Origin of the sequence: Paenibacillus silagei, assembly GCF_017874735.1 — a bacterium.
GTDB lineage: Bacteria > Bacillota > Bacilli > Paenibacillales > Paenibacillaceae > Paenibacillus_AQ > Paenibacillus_AQ silagei.
Genome location: NZ_JAGGLV010000011.1, coordinates 41,627 through 60,352, shown reverse-complemented (window position 1 = coordinate 60,352; position 18,726 = coordinate 41,627). Strand labels below are relative to the sequence as shown.

The window sequence follows — 18,726 nt, the reverse complement described above, 5'->3', positions numbered from 1 at the left end:
TATTTCTCGCTGAAACGGTACCGTCCTTTAAAAGGACGGCAAAGCCGTTTCCACTTGTTGCGGGTGAAAGCTTGCTTTTTGTAAAATAAGGAAGAGGTCAGAACAGATTCAAGAGGAGGACGTATGACTAGGAGACGAGACCCATTGAATAAAGAGCGCTTACTGGGGGAGCTGGATGCCCTGGGGTATTCCGATAGAATCAAAGCAATCACACGACTAGGCCGCGATCACCTGGGGTCCCCGGAATACTCACAGCTACTTACCTCCTTACTTGGGGGCGGGGCTTATGAAGCACGGCTGGCCCTGATGGGGGCGATCGCTACGCTGGATGCGCCAGTGATTCTGGCGGGGCTGAAGCACCCCATGGCCAGTATCCGTAATATGGCTGCGGGCCTGCTGCCCAAGGCCGCTTCAGCCGAAGAGATTGAACGCGAGCTTCCGCAGCTGTCACAGGATTGCCGCCGTAAGCTGCTGCGCACGGTAGCCCTGATGAACCGCCAGGAGGTGGCGGAACGGCTATTGCCGGTGGTACAGGCCCGGTGGGGCCCGGAGGAGGCAGCGATTGTGCTGCAGGCCTGCTCTGCGGCAACCGTCCGCGCGCGGCTTGCTGAGCTGGGGTACGCCATTAAGGATTGGAAAAAGCTGTCCAGCCGCCATTTGGAGGTGGTCGCGGAGTATTTCACCAGAGAGCTGGAAGCGGCCCCGCTAAGGGCTAAGGGTCTGGTCTGGTCGCAGTTCTCCTCCGCGATGGAGCATCTGAGTAATCTTAAGCCTGACCTGGTGCTGGCCTATGCGGAGAACCATGGAACGGCAGACACACTGCCGCCTGCGCTTAAGGCGAATCTCGGCACACTGATGCGCCTGAGACCAGGCGAGGTGTATGAGCTGCTGATCCGAACGCAGACGCGTGTTGAGCTTATGACTTATGGTGTGCCTGAAGCTGTGCTCAAGCGGGCGAAGCTCCTCTCCAGGGACCAATTGTCGCAGCTTGCCAGGCTGCTGGCGGACGAGCCCTATCATGTGACGCGGCTGCTGGAGCATCTTGCGCCTTCTAAGCGCCAGGAGATTTTCGATGCTGCATATGAGGAGGAGAAGCGCCGGGAGCGGGTTTTTCCGGAGAGACTGCTGTATGTATTGCCGCATGCGCTGCGTGACCGGGAGGCTGCCCGGATGCTGGGCCTGCGCGAGATCAGGGAGAACCGGGAGAGCACCCTGCGCATCACCGCCGCGCGCCCGATTCTTCAGGTCAGAGCGCAGCTGGAGCAGGCAACCCGGGTATCGAATGCAGATGAACGCGCTACGGCGCTGATGCAGCTGATCCGCAGCACAGTTCTGGCCAGGCAGGGCATGGAGGCTACACTGCTGACCTTAGGACGCATCCGTAATGATCAGGACCCTGTGCGGGGGGCGGTGTTCAAGGAGCTGTCTGAGAGTCCGGCGTCTGTGTACGAGGCTGCCCATATCCCCGCGCTTACTGCGCTGGTAGACAGTGTGATTGATGCCAGAGACACCTCCTACGGAACGAGGTATTCTGTGCAGCAATTGGCCTTCTCGATTCTGCGCCATCAGGCGGCGGAGCCGGGCGGAGAGCTGTTCAAGTTCGCGCTGAACACGCTCCAGAAGCTGGCGAAGCAGGACGGGCAGCTCTCGCTGCCGTCCCTTGCGAAGAACATGCCGCGGGGCGTGGAGGAGATCATCTTTGACAGTATCTATTCCTACGCCGCACAGGCGGGCAAGCGGGAGAATTACAACCTGGTGCTGAGCCTGGCAACTTCTTTTGGCAAAAGGGGGTACGGGATCGTCAAGCTACAGCAGCTCTTACGGGAAGCCACCAGGGCCAAGACCGAAGGAACCGCGATCCGGGCAACCCGGCTCTGGCTGGAGCCGCTGCAGACGCGCGATGAACGGGTGAAGGAGCTGCTGAATGCAGATCCATCGTACATCACGATCCACGAGGTGTTTCAGCATCTGCACCTGAAGCGCCAGGAATGGCTGGACCCTTATCTGTCGGGCGCTGCGATCAAGGGCAAGTTCCTCTCGGGCAAAACGGTCTATCCTGTTCCGGCTGCGAACGGATTCTACCGCTGGCTGCCGCGCCAGCAGGAGGTGTATGCTGCCCTGTTAAGAACCATTGCCTTTGGTCCCAAGTACAGCCTGTTTGAGCGTTCCAGAGCGATCAGAATCATGGCAAGTATGCCGGATGTGAACCCGGAGCGGCTGTATGATCTGGTACAGGACAAAGAGGTGGCGGTAGCGGAGGCAGCGCTTCATGCCTTGTCTCTGCTGGAGGAGCCGGAGAAATCCCTGCCTGTGCTGCTGGAGCATCTGGATGGTGATCGGGCCCGAATAGCGATGTACTCCATCCCAAGGTGCATCCGCCGGGTCAGTCCGCAGCAGTTGTCTCAGGCTCTGAAGGCGCTGCTGAGCCGGGAGAAGCTGAAGGTCACCGTCCGCAAGGAAGCCATCCGCCTGCTTGGTGCGTATAGAAGTGAGGACAGTCTTTCGCTGCTGTTGAATGAATTCACGAAGCCTGCTGTGCATAAGGATGTGGTGATTGCTATAGGGCATGCTGCCAGAGGGCTGCTGGACGATGAACGCAGCTGGGAGGTGCTGCGCGCCATCGCGGCTTCTCCAGAGCGTGATATCGCAGTGAGTTTGTTGTCCCGACAGCCTGATGCACTTCCGCTTGCCTACAGACCGCGCTATCTGGACTTAATCATAGCCATTGCCGATCACCCGGATGTATCCGTCAGCAGCCAGGCTTATAGTTCCATGAAGTGGTGGACAAGCGGTTATGAAGGCACCGTTGCGGCGGCTGCGGCTCAGGCGGTTGCGGGTCTGAAGGACAGCTCCAGCTGGGAGTTTGCGATGATGACACTGATTGAAGCCGCCCGGGACGGCAAAGTGAATGCGGTTGTGGCAGGGATCTGCCGGCAGCTGGCGTCAACGCCCATGACACAGGAATGGAATGCAGCAGCGGACAGAGACCTGCCGCACCGGCAGCGCCTGCAGGTGCTCATCAAGCAGTTAACCGGTCTGCCTAAGAGCACAAGGGTACAGCTTACCCCGTTGTACCTGGAGCTGGCCGATACGCTGGCCGGTGATGAGACTTTACAAGAGCTTGTCTTGACCTTATATATCGCAGTAATCGATTGGAGTAACGTAGAGGAAGCATCCGGGTATGTGAAGCAGATCGCGCAGGAGGCCAGCCGTCAGCCGCAGCTCTTGAGCGAGTTGTACCGCGGGCTTGCCGTCAGCCTGGAGAACAGCGCCGGATACTGGACACCGGAGACACTGCTTGAGATTGTGGATGTGCTGCGGGCAGAACCGTCTTATGAAGCTCCGTATCTCGGACTGTCCTTGCTGGAAGCAGCGGGCCATGCGCTGCACTGGAGCCCGGAAGCCGCTGAACGGCTGCGGTGGTACAGGAATTGCAGTCATGCGGCAGTCCGCACACAGGCGCTGAATATTTGGACGGCGGGGGAATCCCGGCTGTTCATGCTATAACCGCATATGCAGGATGGGCCAAGGCTTGCCTTGCTCATCCTGTTCGGAGCGGGCGTAGACACGGAAGCCTAAATGTTCGTAGAATCCGGTAGCCTGGGGATTGTCTTCATTCACATCGACGGAATGCACGTTCAAGTGGTGTATGGCATAGTCCACCAGGCTTTTGCCGATACCCATTCCCCGGACTGCCGGATCTACGAACAGCATTTCAATCTTCTGATCCTGAATCCCGATGAAGCCGAGGGGATGCCCCTCCGGTTGGGTATGCATAATCAGATGCTGGATCTCTGCAATCCCTTGCAGAACCAAGGGACGCAGGTCTTCAATATCCTGAAGGGTGAGGAACAGGTGCGTAGCCCGCACAGAGTTCTCCCAGATGACTAGCAGTTCTTGGGAGAGTGTCTGGTTTCGATTTTGGTCTGTAAGGTTCTGTATCTGGTTCGGGTTCATAGCGTTAGCGTTCTCCTTAATCCATTTTTTAAAAATATAGAATTTATATGTTGCACACGATAACTTATCCTTCTATTTCTCGCTGAAACGGTACCGTCCTTTAAAAGGACGGCAAAGCCGCTTCCACTTGGATTATAGCATTAAGAATAAATAAGAATCGAGATGAAACGATATGATGACCCGTCAGCGGCTGATCCGGTTTGGCGGAATGGCGTTTATTTGTTCCGGCCTGGCAACAATCACGGCAGCCCTCGGCGTTAACATGCGAATACTTGCGAAAAGAGGGGCGAATTAAGGCCATCGTCCCAAAAGATTAATGACGGGACTTCCAATTCTTGATACAATAAAACCACTTACGTGAAATTATTCACAATCAAAGCGGCTAATGATTGCTATAACGGGTGTGATTGCATATTATATGTATAAAATTATAAAGTACATTTGTAAAAGTGAGGGGGATTCGAATGGCGACACATCGCTTGAACAGTATGGAAGTTAAAAAGATGAACCGGAACGCCATTTACCGGTACCTGTATCACCGTGAATCCACTTCCATTCAGGAGATTGCGCAGGCGCTAGGTCTAAGTCTTCCCACCGTGACACAGAATCTCAAGGAGCTGCAGGAACGCGGGCTGATTGAGGAGACCGGGCTGTATGAATCCACCGGAGGCCGTAAGGCCAAGTCGTTGGCCTGCAACAGGGTGGCGGGTTATGCTGTCGGATTGGATGTTACCCTGAATCATGTGGGAATTGTCGTCATTGACTTGAGCGGCAGGATCATTAAGAATGTCAGGAATCATTATCCATTTGCGAATGAAGAGACTTACTTCCGGGGAGTAGGCAAGCTGGTGGAGGATTTCATAGAGGCTTGTCAGCTGGACCGCAGCCAGATTCTCGGTGTAGGCATTGCGCTGCCCGCGATTCTATCCGGGGACCGGCAGACAGTGAGCTATGCTACAGTCATAGATTTCAAGGGAGGCAGTGTCCGGCGGTTCGCCGAATACATCCCTTATCCCTGCGTCCTGAGCAATGATGCGAATGCGGCGGGACTCACTGAACTGTGGGGAGAGCAGGACATACACAATGTGGTCTATCTGTCCCTTAACAATAGCGTGGGCGGTGCCATTATAGTAGGTAATCAGATCTATGCAGGCCAGAATTACCGCAGCGGGGAGTTCGGGCATATGACAATTCTGCCTGGAGGCCGGACCTGCTACTGCGGGCAGAAGGGCTGCGTCGATGCCTACTGCACCGCGAGACTCCTCTCGGACAGCACCGGGGGCAGTATTGTGGAATTCTTCAGGCTCTTGGGAGAGGGCAAGAAGGAGCAGCAGGCCATCTGGCAGGAGTATGTGGGCTATCTGGTCATTACAGTGAATAACCTGCGGATGTTGTACGATTGCGATGTGATTCTCGGCGGCTATGCCGGGGCTTACATGGAGGAATACATCGATGATCTTCAGGCGTTAGCAGCGAGTAAGAACACCTTCGAACAGGACGGCTCCTACCTGCGGGTCTGTAAATATAAGCTTGAAGCCACCGCTGTGGGCGCTGCTCTGGAGCTGGTGACGGAGTTTATCGACAGCATCTAGATCCGGGTTGATCTTACCCTAATACAATATCTGCTTTCCCCGCTCCTCCAGAAGAGGGACGTTGCTGCAATCGCGGCACTGTCCTTCTCTGGGGGAGTTTTTGTTGACTTCACTTTAAATCTGATTATAATCTTATTTAAATAGTTTTATAAAAGTATATTTTAATACTAAGAGTACCTAATGTCCCTGAGGAGGAGAAACGGATGAAGAACAGAGCTTGTTATATGACAGATCTGAAGCAAATGGCAATGAAGGAAATCGGCATGCCTGTAGCCCAAGCGGGCGAGGTTATTGTGAAGCTGGAGGTTGTCGGCATCTGCGGCTCGGATGTGCATTACCTGGAGCATGGCCGGATCGGCGATTTCGTGGTGAACGGAGATTTCATTCTGGGGCATGAATGCGCCGGAGAAGTGGTGGAGCTTGGCCCTGGCGTGAAGCATCTGAAGGTGGGGGACCGGGTGGCCCTGGAGCCTGGTGTGACCTGCGGACAATGTGAGTTCTGCAAGAGCGGCAAGTATAATTTGTGTCCGGATGTACAGTTCCTGGCTACGCCGCCGTATCATGGCTGTCTGATGGATTATATGGCTTTTCCGGAGAACATGGCCTTCAAGCTGCCGGATAATGTGTCTTCGAAGGAGGGGGCGCTGGTGGAACCGCTGGCGGTGGGACTCCATGCTGCGGCACAGGGCGGCGTTAAGCTGGGGGACCGTGTGGTGATTCTGGGAGCGGGCTGTATCGGGCTGGTCACTTTGCTGGCCTGCAAGGCATACGGGGCTACGGAGATTGTAGTGGTGGACATCATTGAGAAGCGGTTGGAGGCGGCGATGAGGCTAGGGGCTACGCGGGTGATTAACGCCAGACAGGAGGACGTGCTGGAGGCGGTTGCGGCATGGACCGACGGCGCGGGCGTGGATAAGGTCATCGAGACGGCAGGCAGCGAGCATACGGTGAAGCAGACCCCTTATCTGGTCAAAAGAGGCGGAACCATCGTCCTCGTCGGCCTCGCCGCCAAGGATATCATCGACTTTGACTTCATGCAGATTATGTTCAAGGAAGCCGACATCAAGTCGGTCTTCCGGTACCGCAACCTCTATCCGGCGGCCATCGGAGCCATCGCGGACGGCAAGATTGACGTCAAGGGCATCGTCACCCACGAATTTGACTTCGAGGAGACGCAGCAAGCGTTTGATTACGTGATCAACAACAAGGAGGATGTGGTCAAGGCCGTTATTCGGATGGGCTAAGCGGCTGCAGGCGAACGGTGAGTATGTAGCGATGGATGAATAGTGACAGTAGTGACAAGTGAGCTATAGCTGAGTGTTGAGCTGTCCCGTTCCGGGGCGGCTTTTTGGCGTTGGGCGGATATGAAGGCGGGACGAGGTGGAAGAAAGGGACCCATCTCTTTGGTGGGCTGAAGGTGGTCCGGAGGATGAACTGAAAGGTCCACTCTCAGGTTACGAAGAGCATTAGTGCACCTGATTTCAGCAAAAGTGGGGTGGATGAGCAAATGAAGAGCATTAGTGCACCTGATTTCAGCAAAAGTGGGGTGGATGAGCAAATGAAGAGCATTAGTGCACTTGATTTCAGCAAAAGTGGGGTGGATGAGCAAATGAAGAGCATTAGTGCACCTGTTTCCGGCAAAAGTGAGGCGGGCGAGCAAATGAAGAGCATTAGTGCACCTGATCTCGGCAAAAGCATCTTGAAGAAGTAAATGTTAGTCCGCCGCTGCCGAAATTTCCCGAATTTCCGCCACTTGCTTCCCGCGAGAGCAAAGATCCCGTCGATTAGACCCAAAAATTTCATAATATCAATAAAAATTGGGGGTTAATCTTTAGTTTGCAGAGAGAAATGTAAACGCTTACTAGATATAATCATCTCGAAAGGAGGACAAGTAAATATATGGGATAACCATCAGGATAAGTTATATTCTACGGAGAGAAGCAAGCTGCAAGCAAACACCATTATAATCGGGAGGTATTAATTTACAATGAAAAAGAAACTTCTGACGGTATTAATGACAGCGGCACTCAGCTTCAGCGCGTTCGCAGCGACAGCAGGCGCAACAGATTATTGGCAAAACTGGACCGATGGCGGCGGAACTGTTAATGCAGTTAACGGATCGGGCGGCAATTACAGTGTGAACTGGTATAACACCGGGAACTTCGTAGTGGGTAAAGGCTGGACCTACGGCACGGCGAACCGGGTCGTGAATTATAACGCGGGTGTCTTTTCACCTTCCGGTAACGGATATTTGACCTTCTACGGATGGACCCGGAATGCCCTTATTGAATATTACGTGGTCGATAGCTGGGGGACTTACAGACCTACCGGCCAGTTCAAAGGCACTGTGAACAGTGACGGGGGTACCTATGATATCTACACCACAATGCGTTACGATGCTCCTTCGATTGACGGGAATGCCACATTCCCTCAGTACTGGAGTGTAAGACAATCCAAAAGACCGATCGGCAGCAATGTTCAGATCACGTTCAACAATCACGTGAATGCCTGGAAGAGCAAAGGCATGAATCTGGGAAGCAGCTGGTCTTACCAGGTACTGGCTACTGAAGGCTACCAGAGCAGCGGCTCCTCCAACGTAACCGTGTGGTAATGGACAAGCTGACCGGCACTTGCTGTTCAGGCAGTGCCGTAAGTTCAGCTAATCGTTGACAGGCTAAGGCCGGCCGGGTGGACAAGCTGCCGGCCTTATCATTTTCGCGCACCGAACTACGCTTAAGTCCTGTACCTTGCCCATCTGCTCCAAAGGAGAGGTATTCATGAGAAAACCATTAATGATTCTGATTCTGTGCATGGCAATCGCGGTTATAGCCAGTGCCTGCTCGCAGGAGAAGCCTGCCGCTGATGAGCGTTTAGTGCGGGTGGAAGGCGGTACTTTTAAGGATACGAAATCCAATTATTACGGGACAGAGATGACCCTCCCGGACTTCTACATCGGTAAATATGAGGTTACCCAGCAAGAATGGCTGGAAGTGATGAAGAATAACCCCTCGCAGTTCCAAGGAGACAAGCTGCCGGTAGAGAGCGTAACCTGGTATGATGCCGTGGAGTATTGCAATGAGCGGAGTGTGAAGGAAGGCCTGGCCCCCTATTATAAGATAGACAAGAACACGGTCGATCCGAATAATACAAGTGAGCGGGATTTCATGAAATGGACTGTAACGGCCAATGAAGGGGCGGACGGTTACCGTCTGCCGACAGAAGCCGAGTGGGAATATGCAGCAGGCGGAGGCCAGAAGAGCACAAGCAACCCGTATAGCGGAAGCGACAACCCGGAGGAGGTAGCCTGGTACTGGAGGAACTCCGGCGATCAATTCCTGACCGGGGACTGGAACTGGCCTGCGATTGAGAACAACCATAGCCAGCCGAGAAATACCGGCCTCAAGCAGCCCAATGAGCTGGGACTGTACGATATGTCAGGCAACGTAAGGGAATGGTGCTGGAACTGGTACGGAGAAGGGGATTCGAATAGCAAGACCGGCTCGGTCCGGCTGGTGAAGGGCGGCGGCTGGATCGGCGGGGTGAACAACACAGAGGTATCCTTCCGCGGCAAATTCGAGCCGAGCAGCCGGGGGAATGACCAGGGGTTTCGTGTGGTTCGGGCTGTAGCTGGCAAGTGATTCAGCCCTACGTATTCAACAGGAACAGAATAGTTTAAGCAGCAAGCCTTCGGGAAGCTTTTCCGGCATGAGCGCATCTATGGATGCGGCGGCTGGAGAGGACCTGGAGGTTTTTTTATGCTCAGGCAGCATCCTTTCAACTTACATTCAGATTCACTATGTATACTCCGTATATGGATTAAGGCACATGCGAAAGACTCGCCGGACGCTGCCGATCAGGAGGGTATCATGGTAAAAAAAATCCAGCAAATTATAACGTTCATCCTCGCCTTGTTCATTGGGCTGTTCATCGCTTCATCCTTCTTGTTCCGGGCAAAATATAATTATTCCGTGTATGGAGACCGGGCGGTGCTGGAAGGGCAGCAGCCGCTTGTGTTCCTGCTATGGATTGTAGTTGTTCTGGTACTGGGCTTTGTGCTGTACAGACTCTCCCGGAAGCTTGAAGGGTATAGCCGGGCGAAGGTTATTCCTGCCGTTCTGCTGTTGTCTGGTGCCATGCAGCTCGTGATTATTTTCCTGTTCAGCCGCATGCCTACAGATGATTCACAGACGGTGCTATCCCTGGCCTGGGCTATGCTCTATGACAAGGACTATTCCTCCTTTCAGTCAGGGGGATACCTGTACATGTTCCCTTTTAACTTCTCCATCGTGCTGTATCTGAAGACGCTGCTGCTTCTGTTCCCGGACAATTATCTGGTGATCAAAAGCTTCAATATTCTTTTCTCGCTCGTCACCACGCTGGTTATCTATCTGCTCTGCCAAGAGCTGAATCCTCAAGCCCGCAAAAAAAACTATGGCCTTCTGATTGTGGCTGCGACCTATGTTCCGGCTTTGTTCATGAGCAACTTCATCTATAATGATGGAATTGCCACGGCTCTGCTCACCAGCGCGCTCTACTTCGGAGTCAGGTTCATCCGCAGAAGATCCATGAAGGATATGCTGTTCGCGGCAGTACTGCTGACACTCGGCAACTACTTCCGCAGTATAGGTATGATCTTCCTGATTGCCATTGTTCTCAGTCTGCTCCTCAACCTGCGGGCGATTGGCGCGAAGAAGTTCATTGCCGCCCTTGGAGTAACGCTGCTGCTGTGGGTTCTTCCTGCCTGGATTCAGAATACGGCGCTTCAGGCAACAGGCATTGTGGACGAATCGCCGTCCAGCAATTCTGCTCCAGTGTACATGTGGCTGAATATGGGGATTAATCTGGAGACGCTCGGGTTCTGGGATGACCGGGAGAGCTATAATATCTACCAACAGGAAGCCGGCTATAATAAGGCGGAGAGTGTCGAACTGTTCAAGGCGTCTATCCGCAGCAAGCTCTCCGGTGCGACCTTAACCGGGCTTGCAGAAATGTATTATAAAAAGCTGATCTGGACCTGGACGGAAGGGACGTATCAGATGGAACGCTACGGGATCGGAAATGAAGCAGCCTCCTCCGGCGGAGGAAGGGGCGGCATGGTGATGGGCCATTACAGCTATTCCACAGCTGCAAGCAGGTTGTTCCAAGGCGATTCCGCCTATCGGAGCGGCTTGCTGTGGGCCTTATATGTCCAGAATTTCCTGATGTACGTCTTCATTCTGATCCGGTTAATCCGGGGACTGCGGGCTAAGCGCTTCGCGGAGACCCCGCTCCTTCTGGTGATTCTTGGCTTCATCGGGTTCTACCTGCTCTGGGAGATTAAGTCCCGGTATCTGTACCCTGTGTATCCGCTGCTGCTTGTCTTATCCTACTTGGGTGTTCAAGACTTATATGTATTACTGACCGGGACAAGGAGGTCTAATCATGCGGACTAAGAAATATTACATCACCTTAATGATTAGTATGCTTAGCTGTTCGCTGCTGCTCACTTCCTGCGAAGCAGTCACGGCTCAGAATATTACCAGTGCAGACTTCAATTCCCGGCCCGGCGGGTTCCCCGGCATGAACGGCGGCGGCACCAACTTCAAGGAGGGCAGCAGGGGAATGAACCGGGAAGGCCCCGGCAGGAGGGGGATGCAGGGGCCAGACGGGAGGGCAGACAGCACGCAATGATTGCGAAGCAGTGGACGCTAAGCTGTTGTGCCCCTTTGACATACTGCCACTATTTCACTCTGCCAGTCCTTCAGGACAATGCTTTTTCCACTTCCGGATCTTTCCCCGAAAGGTCTTGAACGGGGCCGCCGAATTAATGTGAATCCAGCGGGCCATCGGCCAGTTCTCCTTGGTCCCGGTCCACTTACGCGCGCCTTGGATGAACAGCTCCTCCTCTGTTAATGTTCCAATCCAGTCCAGCCACTGCTGCTCGGCTTGCCGGAAGAGTTCCCGTAACTCAGGCAGAGAATACTGCGCATATTTACTGTAGAAGGACTGATACAACCCGCCGAGCTGATTCCACTTGTAATCCACAGCGGGCATCTGGACTGTTCGTTCCGCCAGCTCATCCTTCTCCCAGCTCCGCACCAACTCCAGCCAACCCAGCTGATAAGCGATGATCTCGGCCGGGGTTTTATCCACCTCGGGAATTCGCGTATCCTTATATGTATTGTTAATTCCGTCATACTCGGCATCCAAGAGCAGGTACAGATTATGGATCGTGTCTATCAGCTCCTGTCGGGACGAGTATTCATAGCTTGCCATAACAATCACTCCTTTCCTCTGGTTATACCACAGGGTTGTGACAACAGTCTGTCCAGTTTACCCGCGCATTTAGAAACTAAGAGTAACATTGAAGCCGATTTTCAGTGATAGCTGTATTTTATACAATTAAAAAGCGTGAAAAGGAGACTTTTCCTCTTCTAGCTGTAGTCTGTACAACTAAATCTGCCCCAATGGTGAGAATCCCGGTACAGATGAAAATTTAATTGTACGAAATGCAGCTAAACGGATATTTGGTTGTAAATCAGACGATTTAGTTGTACAGAGTGCATTTATGCACGCTACCTTCGCACCTTACTAGCGCCAAATACGTTGCACGCCCACAAGCTTGTCCTCATGGAAGCTTAGCTTATAGATGTCGGGCATTTCTAACTGCTTCCAGAAGCTAAAATCATAACGCTTATCCAGAGCATTCATGATCAGGACCATCATATTACCGTGAGTTCCGATAGCGATCGAATTTCCTTTATATTGCTGCAAAACTTTATAGAGTGCTTGTACGCCCCTATTCTGGGCAACTAGATTGGATTCTCCTCCCGGCCAAGCGAAGGAGAAGTCCTCCCATACCTTGGTCATTGCCTGCCCGAAGTCGGTTACAGGTTCTGCAGACAACACTCTTTCTTTAAAATCATCTTCGATTACAATCGTAGTCCCAAGCGGTTTCTCGAGTCCCTGAATGGTCTGTATAGCCCGTTGATAGGGACTTGAGATTAGAATATTAATATTCTCATGGAGGAGTAGTCGGGTAACTCTCCAGGCGTCTGCCCGCCCCTTCTCAGATAAAGGTCTATTCAATTCATCGGTAGAATAAGTAGAGTGGGCATGTCGTACGAAGTAGAGAGTGGTAACCATTGACTATCGCCTCATCCATTTATATTTGTACAGTATTGTAACACGAAGGAGACGGAGGATTCAGCGATGAAGGAGCAGTATGGGGAGAGGATTAAGCAGGTTATTGCCTACATAGAAAATCACAGCAGCCAGCCGCTGCGGCTGGATCAGCTGGCGGAGGTCTCCCATTTCTCCAAATATCATTTCACCAGAATATTTACAGCCTTCACGGGCATGACGCCCATGGCCTTCGTAACCAGGAAGCGCATTGAGCGGGCGTGGGCGCTGCTGACTGAGACGAACCTGACCATTCTGGAAATCTCGGGGAATTGCGGGTTCGAATCCGTATCTGCGCTGGGCGTTCATTTCAAACGGCATTTCGGCTGTACGCCCAGCAGTGTCAGGAATAGCGGGCAGAAACATAGCAATTTCCCGTCAGTCCTCAGCAATAAGCAGGCAGAGCCGGCCGCCCTGGCGGATTACAATAAAGCAGAAGGTAATCCGCTGTTAAGGAGGGCATGGGACAGTATGGTAGAACTTAGAGAAATTGCAGAAGTTGAGGTCGCTTATGTCAGGCATATTGGAAGGTATCTGGACACATATCACGCATGGGACAAGCTAAGCCGCTGGGCAGCTCAGCAAGGGTTCCATCCGGCGAATCAGCAGTTCATCGGAATCTCACTGGACGACGGGGAACTTACGGAAGAGTCTGCCTGCCGCTATGATGCTTGTGTTACACTCCCGGAGGGATTCGAACGGGAAGCCCCCCGGAAGGAGGTAGAATACAAGACTCTATCCGGCGGGCTGTATGCGGTGTATTCCTACTATGATACGGTAGATAGATTTGTCCTTGCGTACGATACTATGTTCAGCGTATGGTTACCTCGCAGCGGCTATGAAGCCGATGACCGGCCATGTCTGGAATTCTGTCTGAATGATCCTGCGCAGGACCCGCAGGGCAAGTGCATGGTTGATTTGTACGTCCCCATTAGGCCAAGCGCTTAAGGATCAGAGAAGGGAGTGCCCCGGGTGAAGATGGAGATAGTGTTTGACCAGTTCCCTGTCTTAAGGTCAGAGGAGCTGGTACTGGGCAAGATTGAGGAGCAGCATCTGGACGGGCTGTTCGAGATTTACAGCAATGACCATGTGTTCGAATATTGCGGGATTATCCCCAAGCACAATAAGACTACAGTTAAGAGCATGATCGGTCATTATGAACGGGATTATGGCAAAAGATCGCGGATCAAGTGGGGCATCTTCGCCCCAGCAGACGATACGCACCTGCTCGGGATTATTGAAGCCTGTGACTTCAATCAGAGGGTCAATATGGTCACCATTGGCTACTTCCTTGCGGAAGCCCAGTGGGGGAAGGGCCTCGCCTCCAAAGCCGTTGAGCTGCTGACAGCATTCCTGTTCCAGCAGGCTCAGGTGAATAGAATTCAGGCGGAAGTGATGCTGAATAATGAGCCTTCCAAGAAGGTGCTGCTGAAGAACGGATATGTCAAGGAAGGGATGCTTCGGCAAGCAGCCCTCTGGTCCGGCAAGGGAGTGGTCGATCTGGAGATCTACAGCATGCTTAGGGAAGAGTATATGAAGGTTCTACAACCGGACCATGAGGCCCTTATTTTGCAAGTGGAAACGGCATTGCCGTCCTTTATAAGGACGGTACCGTTTCAGCGAGAAAGATAAGGATAATGATAGCGCGAAGCATATAAATTCTTATCTTTTGAAAAAGACAGCTTTACCGCTCGCCCGCGGACTGAGAGGCCGTTATAAGGCCAGTTGGTGATTAGAATGAGTCAAGAGCGACTGGTTAAGTGCATGTGAGTCCGCCTGGCCCGCAAAATAGTGCAATTTACAGGAATAGCGGCTCTCCAGTCCGCATGGATCGCAGCAGGAGTGCTGCTTAATTGCACAAATTGATGAAGCCAGCAACCAGCAGACTTAGGTGGTAACGGATCGTGCATGCGGACATATTCTTCACTGAATATGTGCTGTATGGTTCATCCAAGCACGCCAAAAACCGCAGACAGGGGCGAACCCTTGCTGCGGTTTTTGGCGATTTCTTATTTGAGTGTATAAAAATTGAACTTAAAATAAACAGACAGGGAAAAGTGGCGGAGGAGAATTTTGGAACTGTAGGAGCGTCAGCGTCCGCCTTTGTCACCGGATTTCTACCGCTAAGAGCGGTTCAAATTGATTCAAGAAATCTGGGGACAACAGCGGCCGGAGGGCCAAACATTCTCTGGAGTCACGGCAATCCCAAAACGGAAAATTACAAGTACAATCTATATATCCTTATCCTGCACTGCACATCAGGCTTCCATCTTCTGCGCAGTATACAGCCGGTGGTACAGGCCGCGGCGGGCGATCAGCTCGTCATGCGAGCCGCTCTCGGCAATGCCCTTGTTCGAGACATACATGATCCGGTCGCAGTTCTTCACCGTAGACAGGCGGTGCGCGATGATGAACGAGGTGCGTCCCTTCAATAGCTCGTTCAGCCCCTTCTGGAGCAGACGCTCGGTCTGTGCATCGATGGAGGAGGTAGCCTCATCCAGGATGAGAATCCGCGGGTTGGCCAGCAGCGTTCTGGCGAACGAGATCAGCTGCCGCTGTCCCTGGGAGAGCTTGGAGCCGCGTTCGTTCACCTCAGTCTGGTAGCCCTGATCGAATTCGCGGATGAAGTCGTCCGCGCAGACTGCCTTCGCGGCAGCGATAACCTCTTCCTCGGTCGCATCCGGTCTGCCGTAGCGGATATTATCCAGAATGGTTCCCGAGAAAATGAAGCTGTCCTGCAGCATGATCCCCATCTGGCTGCGCAGCGATTTCAGCGTGATCTGCGAGATATCCTGCCCGTCAATCAGAATGCGTCCGCCAGTCAGGTTATAGAAGCGCGAGATCAGGTTGACGACGGTGGTCTTGCCCGCACCGGTCGGACCGACCAGAGCCACGCTCTCTCCCGCTGCCACATCGAAGGAGATATTCTCCAGGATATTCAGGCCCGGATCGTAGGCGAAGGTGACATCATCGAACGTCACCCGGCCCTGAACCGGCGGGAGCGCCTTCGCACCGGGGATATCGCTGACCGTTACCGGCTCATCCAGCGTCTCGAAGATCCGCTCCAGATAAGCCACCGCATTAATGAAGTTATTGTACAGGTTCGATAGATTCAGGATCGGCTGCCAGAAGCGGGCCGCATAGCTGCTCATGGCGAGAATGACGCCCAGCGTCATGTTCTGCGGGTCCAGAGTCAGCAGGCCGACCAGGAAGATCATAGCCGTAACAATGGTAGACAGGTTATCGACACTGAACGGAATCAGAATGTTGTAACGCAGCGCCTTCATCCAGGCCGTGCGGAAGTTGCCGGCCAGACGGGTGAAGATGCCTTCATTGCGCGTCTCCCGCGAGAACATCTGGGTGACGCCGATGCCGCTGATGCTCTCCTGCAGATAGGCATTCAGGTTGGAGCTTTTGTTCGATACCGCCTGCCAGGCCCGGCGCTGCCGGGTCTTGATCAGCAGCATGACGCCGAGGAACACCGGCAGTCCGGCCAGAATGATGAAGGAGAGCCGCACATCCACGGCGAACATGAACACGGCGATGAAGATCAGGTTCACGATTTCCAGAATGAAGTTGATAATTCCGTTCGACAACACATCGGAGACCCCGTTGACGTAGTTCACGACCCGGATCAGGATTTTGCCCTGCGGCCGGTCGTCATAATATTTGAAGGGCAGCTCCTGTAGATGCTTGAACAGGTCGGTGCGGATATCGAAGATAATATCCTGTCCGACGCTCGTCATAATTCGCGAGCGGATCGTAGCCAGAATGACGCTGACCACGATGGTTGCCAGCATCAGCAGGGACCAGCCCGCCAGCGCTCCCATGTCTTTGGCCGGAATCGTCACATCCACGACATGCTGCATGATCAGCGGAGCCGACAGGGCAATCGCCGCCGACAATGCGCTAAGCGCGAACGCGATAAGCATCGGCTTCTTCTTGCGTCTGATATAGACCATGGCCCGCCGGAAATGCTTGATATTGAACGGCGATTCCAGATTCTCATCAACATCGAATTTATTTCTGGCCACTTTCGGTCACCTGCCTTCCAATACCCTCGTTCTGAAGCATGAATACATCATAGTAATACCCCCGCTTCGCCAGCAGCTCGGCATGGGTCCCTTCCTCAATCAAACGCCCGCCCTCCAGAATCAGAATGCGGTCAGCCTGGGCGGTAGTGGATACCCGCTGCGCAATGATGATTTTCGTGCAGGGATACTCCAGCTCACGCAGGCTGCGCTGAATATGCTCCTCCGTCTCCAGATCGACCGCAGAGGTCGTATCATCCAGAATCAGAATCGGACGTTGGACCGCCAAGGCGCGGGCCAGCGCGATACGTTGCTTTTGACCCCCGGACAATCCGACACCGCGTTCCCCCACTACGGTATCGTAGCCTTCAGGCATTTTGACAATGAAATCATGGGCAGCGGCAAGAGCCGCGTAAGCCTTCGCATCCTCCTCAGGCAGATCGGGATCGCCGTAAGCGATGTTGCCGTCAATGGTATCGGAGAACAGCAGCACATCCTGCGTAGCCATCCCGATATTCCCCCGCAGCTCATCCAGCTCCAGCTCCCGGACATCTCTGCCGTCTACCAGCACTCGCCCGCCAGCCACATCATAGAAACGTGGAATGAGATTGATGAGGGAGGTTTTGCCGGAGCCGGTGGCCCCCATGATCGCAATGGTCTCGCCGGGGGCTATCGTGAAGCTCACATCATCCAGCACGGTAGCGTTATCATATTTAAACCGGACATGGTCGAATTCAATCCGTCCCTCATAGCGGCGGCGCTCCACCGGGTTATGGTCATTGGCAATCGCCGGACGGGCGTAATAGATGTCTACAATTTTGGATAAGCTGGCAAAGAAACGCTGAATATCATTAATAATTATTCCGATATTGCGCATGGGGTTCGAGACGGCCCAGATCAGCGAGGAGAACGCCGTGAACTCACCGAAGGTAATCCGCCCCTCCATCACGTAGTAACCGCCGGCCAGCATCAGCACAACGTTGAAGCCTTGAGCGAAGGTCTCCAGATAAGGGAAGTAGTCGAGCCAGACGAGGGCTGCTTTTTTATTGGCCACCGCGTAGTTGACATTCTTCTCCGTGAACTTGGCAATCTCGAACTCCTCACGGGCAAAAGCCTTCACCACACGGTTCCCTGAGATATTCTCCTGTGTCGTCGTATTGAGCTGGGACAGCCGCTCGCGCAGGTCGATGTACATCGGGCGCACTTTCTTGGCGAAGATAAAGGCCACCACAAAAATCGGCGGTGACAGGATCAGCATCCACAGCGTCAGCTTCACATCAATCGTGAGGAAATAAATGACGGCTGCAAGAAAAATCGTAAGCGATTCAATGATCGTCTTGAAAATCCACGCCATTGAGTGGCGGACCATATCCAGATCCCCCGTCATTTTGGTCATCAGGTCCCCGGTGCGGTTGCGGTCATAATATTCCCGGTCCTGGCCCTGAATCTTGTTGTACAGATAAATCCGGATATTGTACATCATATTCTGTGAAGAAATTTCGTACTGCATGGTCGTGAAGTATGCCAGCCCTGTACGTAGCAGGGAGAAGCCGATCATGCCCAGGCAAAGCGCAATGAGCAGCCCGCGTCCTGTAGCGAGATTCGCTCCTGCGTGGTCACCGGCAATGAACGTATCGACAATGCGCTGGCTGATGTAGGGGTTCACAATCGTAAGACTTGAGCCCACGACCGAGAGGCAGAGCGCCACGATATACCGCGCCCGGTTGCCCTCCAGGTTCTGCCACAGCCATTTGATTTCAAACATCTGATCACCTGTTTCCTGTTGTCTTGTGATAAACAAAGTGATTATAACACTATGAACCAAAATGTATAGGGATACGAATAATTTCTTTTTACAAAAGCTTGAACTTTATAATGGAGTAATTCTGCATTGCGTTAATGTATATCACAGCTTACAATGATGGATGCATATTATGATAGTTTGCGTTGAGTACATGTGAGGTGTACAGATGTACATATGAGGG

15 protein-coding genes are annotated in these 18,726 nt (G+C 53.1%); 10 read left to right on the top strand and 5 right to left on the bottom strand.

Annotated elements, in window-relative coordinates:
* Window positions 1-144: 144 nt before the first annotated feature.
* Window positions 145-3,507 (top strand): HEAT repeat domain-containing protein, encoded by a 3,363-nt coding sequence (locus J2Z70_RS17240; RefSeq protein WP_245368311.1) that lies wholly within the window; start codon window positions 145-147, stop codon window positions 3,505-3,507.
* Here the strand turns inward: J2Z70_RS17240 and J2Z70_RS17235 are convergent.
* Window positions 3,502-3,957: a GNAT family N-acetyltransferase gene (locus J2Z70_RS17235; RefSeq protein ID WP_209875291.1), complete on the bottom strand. Its 456-nt coding sequence runs from the start codon at window positions 3,955-3,957 to the stop codon at window positions 3,502-3,504. The two genes, J2Z70_RS17240 and J2Z70_RS17235, sit on opposite strands and share 6 nt — an antisense overlap.
* 464 nt (window positions 3,958-4,421) lie before the next feature.
* Here J2Z70_RS17235 and J2Z70_RS17230 point away from each other — a divergent pair, with 464 nt between their 5' ends.
* From J2Z70_RS17230 to J2Z70_RS17200, 7 genes are all read left to right on the top strand, one after another.
* Complete coding sequence (locus J2Z70_RS17230; protein ID WP_209875289.1) at window positions 4,422-5,549, top strand: ROK family transcriptional regulator; 1,128 nt, start codon at window positions 4,422-4,424, stop codon at window positions 5,547-5,549.
* Between the two features lie 203 nt (window positions 5,550-5,752).
* Window positions 5,753-6,793, top strand: a complete 1,041-nt coding sequence (locus tag J2Z70_RS17225) for an NAD(P)-dependent alcohol dehydrogenase (RefSeq protein ID WP_209875287.1) — start codon at window positions 5,753-5,755, stop codon at window positions 6,791-6,793.
* A gap of 263 nt (window positions 6,794-7,056) precedes the next feature.
* Window positions 7,057-7,260, top strand: coding sequence for a hypothetical protein (locus tag J2Z70_RS17220; RefSeq protein WP_209875285.1), 204 nt, complete (start codon window positions 7,057-7,059; stop codon window positions 7,258-7,260).
* Window positions 7,261-7,536: 276 nt separating this feature from the next.
* On the top strand, window positions 7,537-8,160 hold the full coding sequence (locus tag J2Z70_RS17215) for a glycoside hydrolase family 11 protein (RefSeq protein ID WP_209875283.1): 624 nt from the start codon (window positions 7,537-7,539) through the stop codon (window positions 8,158-8,160).
* Window positions 8,161-8,326: 166 nt separating this feature from the next.
* Window positions 8,327-9,187: a formylglycine-generating enzyme family protein gene (locus J2Z70_RS17210; protein ID WP_209875281.1), complete on the top strand. Its 861-nt coding sequence runs from the start codon at window positions 8,327-8,329 to the stop codon at window positions 9,185-9,187.
* A 228-nt stretch (window positions 9,188-9,415) separates the two neighbouring features.
* Window positions 9,416-10,981, top strand: a complete 1,566-nt coding sequence (locus J2Z70_RS17205) for a glycosyltransferase family 39 protein (RefSeq protein ID WP_209875273.1) — start codon at window positions 9,416-9,418, stop codon at window positions 10,979-10,981.
* Window positions 10,971-11,219 carry a hypothetical protein gene (locus J2Z70_RS17200; protein ID WP_036730691.1) on the top strand — a complete coding sequence of 83 codons (249 nt, stop codon included), beginning with the start codon at window positions 10,971-10,973 and terminating at the stop codon, window positions 11,217-11,219. The genes J2Z70_RS17205 and J2Z70_RS17200 overlap by 11 nt, the downstream gene beginning before the upstream one ends.
* A gap of 54 nt (window positions 11,220-11,273) precedes the next feature.
* On the opposite strand, the gene J2Z70_RS17195 is transcribed toward J2Z70_RS17200, so the two are convergent.
* Together J2Z70_RS17195 and J2Z70_RS17190 are read right to left on the bottom strand one after the other, a co-directional pair.
* Window positions 11,274-11,804, bottom strand: a complete 531-nt coding sequence (locus tag J2Z70_RS17195; RefSeq protein ID WP_209875272.1) for a ClbS/DfsB family four-helix bundle protein — start codon at window positions 11,802-11,804, stop codon at window positions 11,274-11,276.
* Window positions 11,805-12,119: 315 nt separating this feature from the next.
* Window positions 12,120-12,674, bottom strand: a complete 555-nt coding sequence (locus J2Z70_RS17190) for a histidine phosphatase family protein (RefSeq protein WP_209875271.1) — start codon at window positions 12,672-12,674, stop codon at window positions 12,120-12,122.
* Window positions 12,675-12,740: 66 nt separating this feature from the next.
* On the opposite strand from J2Z70_RS17190, the gene J2Z70_RS17185 reads away from it, so the two are divergent.
* Both J2Z70_RS17185 and J2Z70_RS17180 read left to right on the top strand, forming a co-directional pair.
* Window positions 12,741-13,658 (top strand): AraC family transcriptional regulator, encoded by a 918-nt coding sequence (locus J2Z70_RS17185; protein WP_209875270.1) that lies wholly within the window; start codon window positions 12,741-12,743, stop codon window positions 13,656-13,658.
* A 30-nt stretch (window positions 13,659-13,688) separates the two neighbouring features.
* Window positions 13,689-14,342, top strand: coding sequence for a GNAT family N-acetyltransferase (locus J2Z70_RS17180; RefSeq protein ID WP_245368323.1), 654 nt, complete (start codon window positions 13,689-13,691; stop codon window positions 14,340-14,342).
* 626 nt (window positions 14,343-14,968) lie between these two features.
* Here J2Z70_RS17180 and J2Z70_RS17175 read toward each other — a convergent pair.
* Both J2Z70_RS17175 and J2Z70_RS17170 read right to left on the bottom strand, forming a co-directional pair.
* Entirely contained in the window at window positions 14,969-16,744 is a 1,776-nt protein-coding gene (locus J2Z70_RS17175) for an ABC transporter ATP-binding protein (protein ID WP_036730682.1), read from the bottom strand.
* Complete coding sequence (locus J2Z70_RS17170; RefSeq protein ID WP_036730671.1) at window positions 16,731-18,506, bottom strand: ABC transporter ATP-binding protein; 1,776 nt, start codon at window positions 18,504-18,506, stop codon at window positions 16,731-16,733. The genes J2Z70_RS17175 and J2Z70_RS17170 overlap by 14 nt, the downstream gene beginning before the upstream one ends.
* Between the last annotated feature and the right edge of the window lie 220 nt (window positions 18,507-18,726).

Coding starts and splice junctions, on each gene's coding strand:
- J2Z70_RS17235 (WP_209875291.1), bottom strand. CDS start 3,957: ATGAACCCGAACCAGATACAGAACCTTACAGACCAAAATCGAAACCAG.
- J2Z70_RS17230 (WP_209875289.1), top strand. CDS start 4,422: ATGGCGACACATCGCTTGAACAGTATGGAAGTTAAAAAGATGAACCGG.
- J2Z70_RS17225 (WP_209875287.1), top strand. CDS start 5,753: ATGAAGAACAGAGCTTGTTATATGACAGATCTGAAGCAAATGGCAATG.
- J2Z70_RS17220 (WP_209875285.1), top strand. CDS start 7,057: ATGAAGAGCATTAGTGCACCTGATTTCAGCAAAAGTGGGGTGGATGAG.
- J2Z70_RS17215 (WP_209875283.1), top strand. CDS start 7,537: ATGAAAAAGAAACTTCTGACGGTATTAATGACAGCGGCACTCAGCTTC.
- J2Z70_RS17210 (WP_209875281.1), top strand. CDS start 8,327: ATGAGAAAACCATTAATGATTCTGATTCTGTGCATGGCAATCGCGGTT.
- J2Z70_RS17205 (WP_209875273.1), top strand. CDS start 9,416: ATGGTAAAAAAAATCCAGCAAATTATAACGTTCATCCTCGCCTTGTTC.
- J2Z70_RS17200 (WP_036730691.1), top strand. CDS start 10,971: ATGCGGACTAAGAAATATTACATCACCTTAATGATTAGTATGCTTAGC.
- J2Z70_RS17195 (WP_209875272.1), bottom strand. CDS start 11,804: ATGGCAAGCTATGAATACTCGTCCCGACAGGAGCTGATAGACACGATC.
- J2Z70_RS17190 (WP_209875271.1), bottom strand. CDS start 12,674: ATGGTTACCACTCTCTACTTCGTACGACATGCCCACTCTACTTATTCT.
- J2Z70_RS17185 (WP_209875270.1), top strand. CDS start 12,741: ATGAAGGAGCAGTATGGGGAGAGGATTAAGCAGGTTATTGCCTACATA.
- J2Z70_RS17180 (WP_245368323.1), top strand. CDS start 13,689: ATGGAGATAGTGTTTGACCAGTTCCCTGTCTTAAGGTCAGAGGAGCTG.
- J2Z70_RS17170 (WP_036730671.1), bottom strand. CDS start 18,506: ATGTTTGAAATCAAATGGCTGTGGCAGAACCTGGAGGGCAACCGGGCG.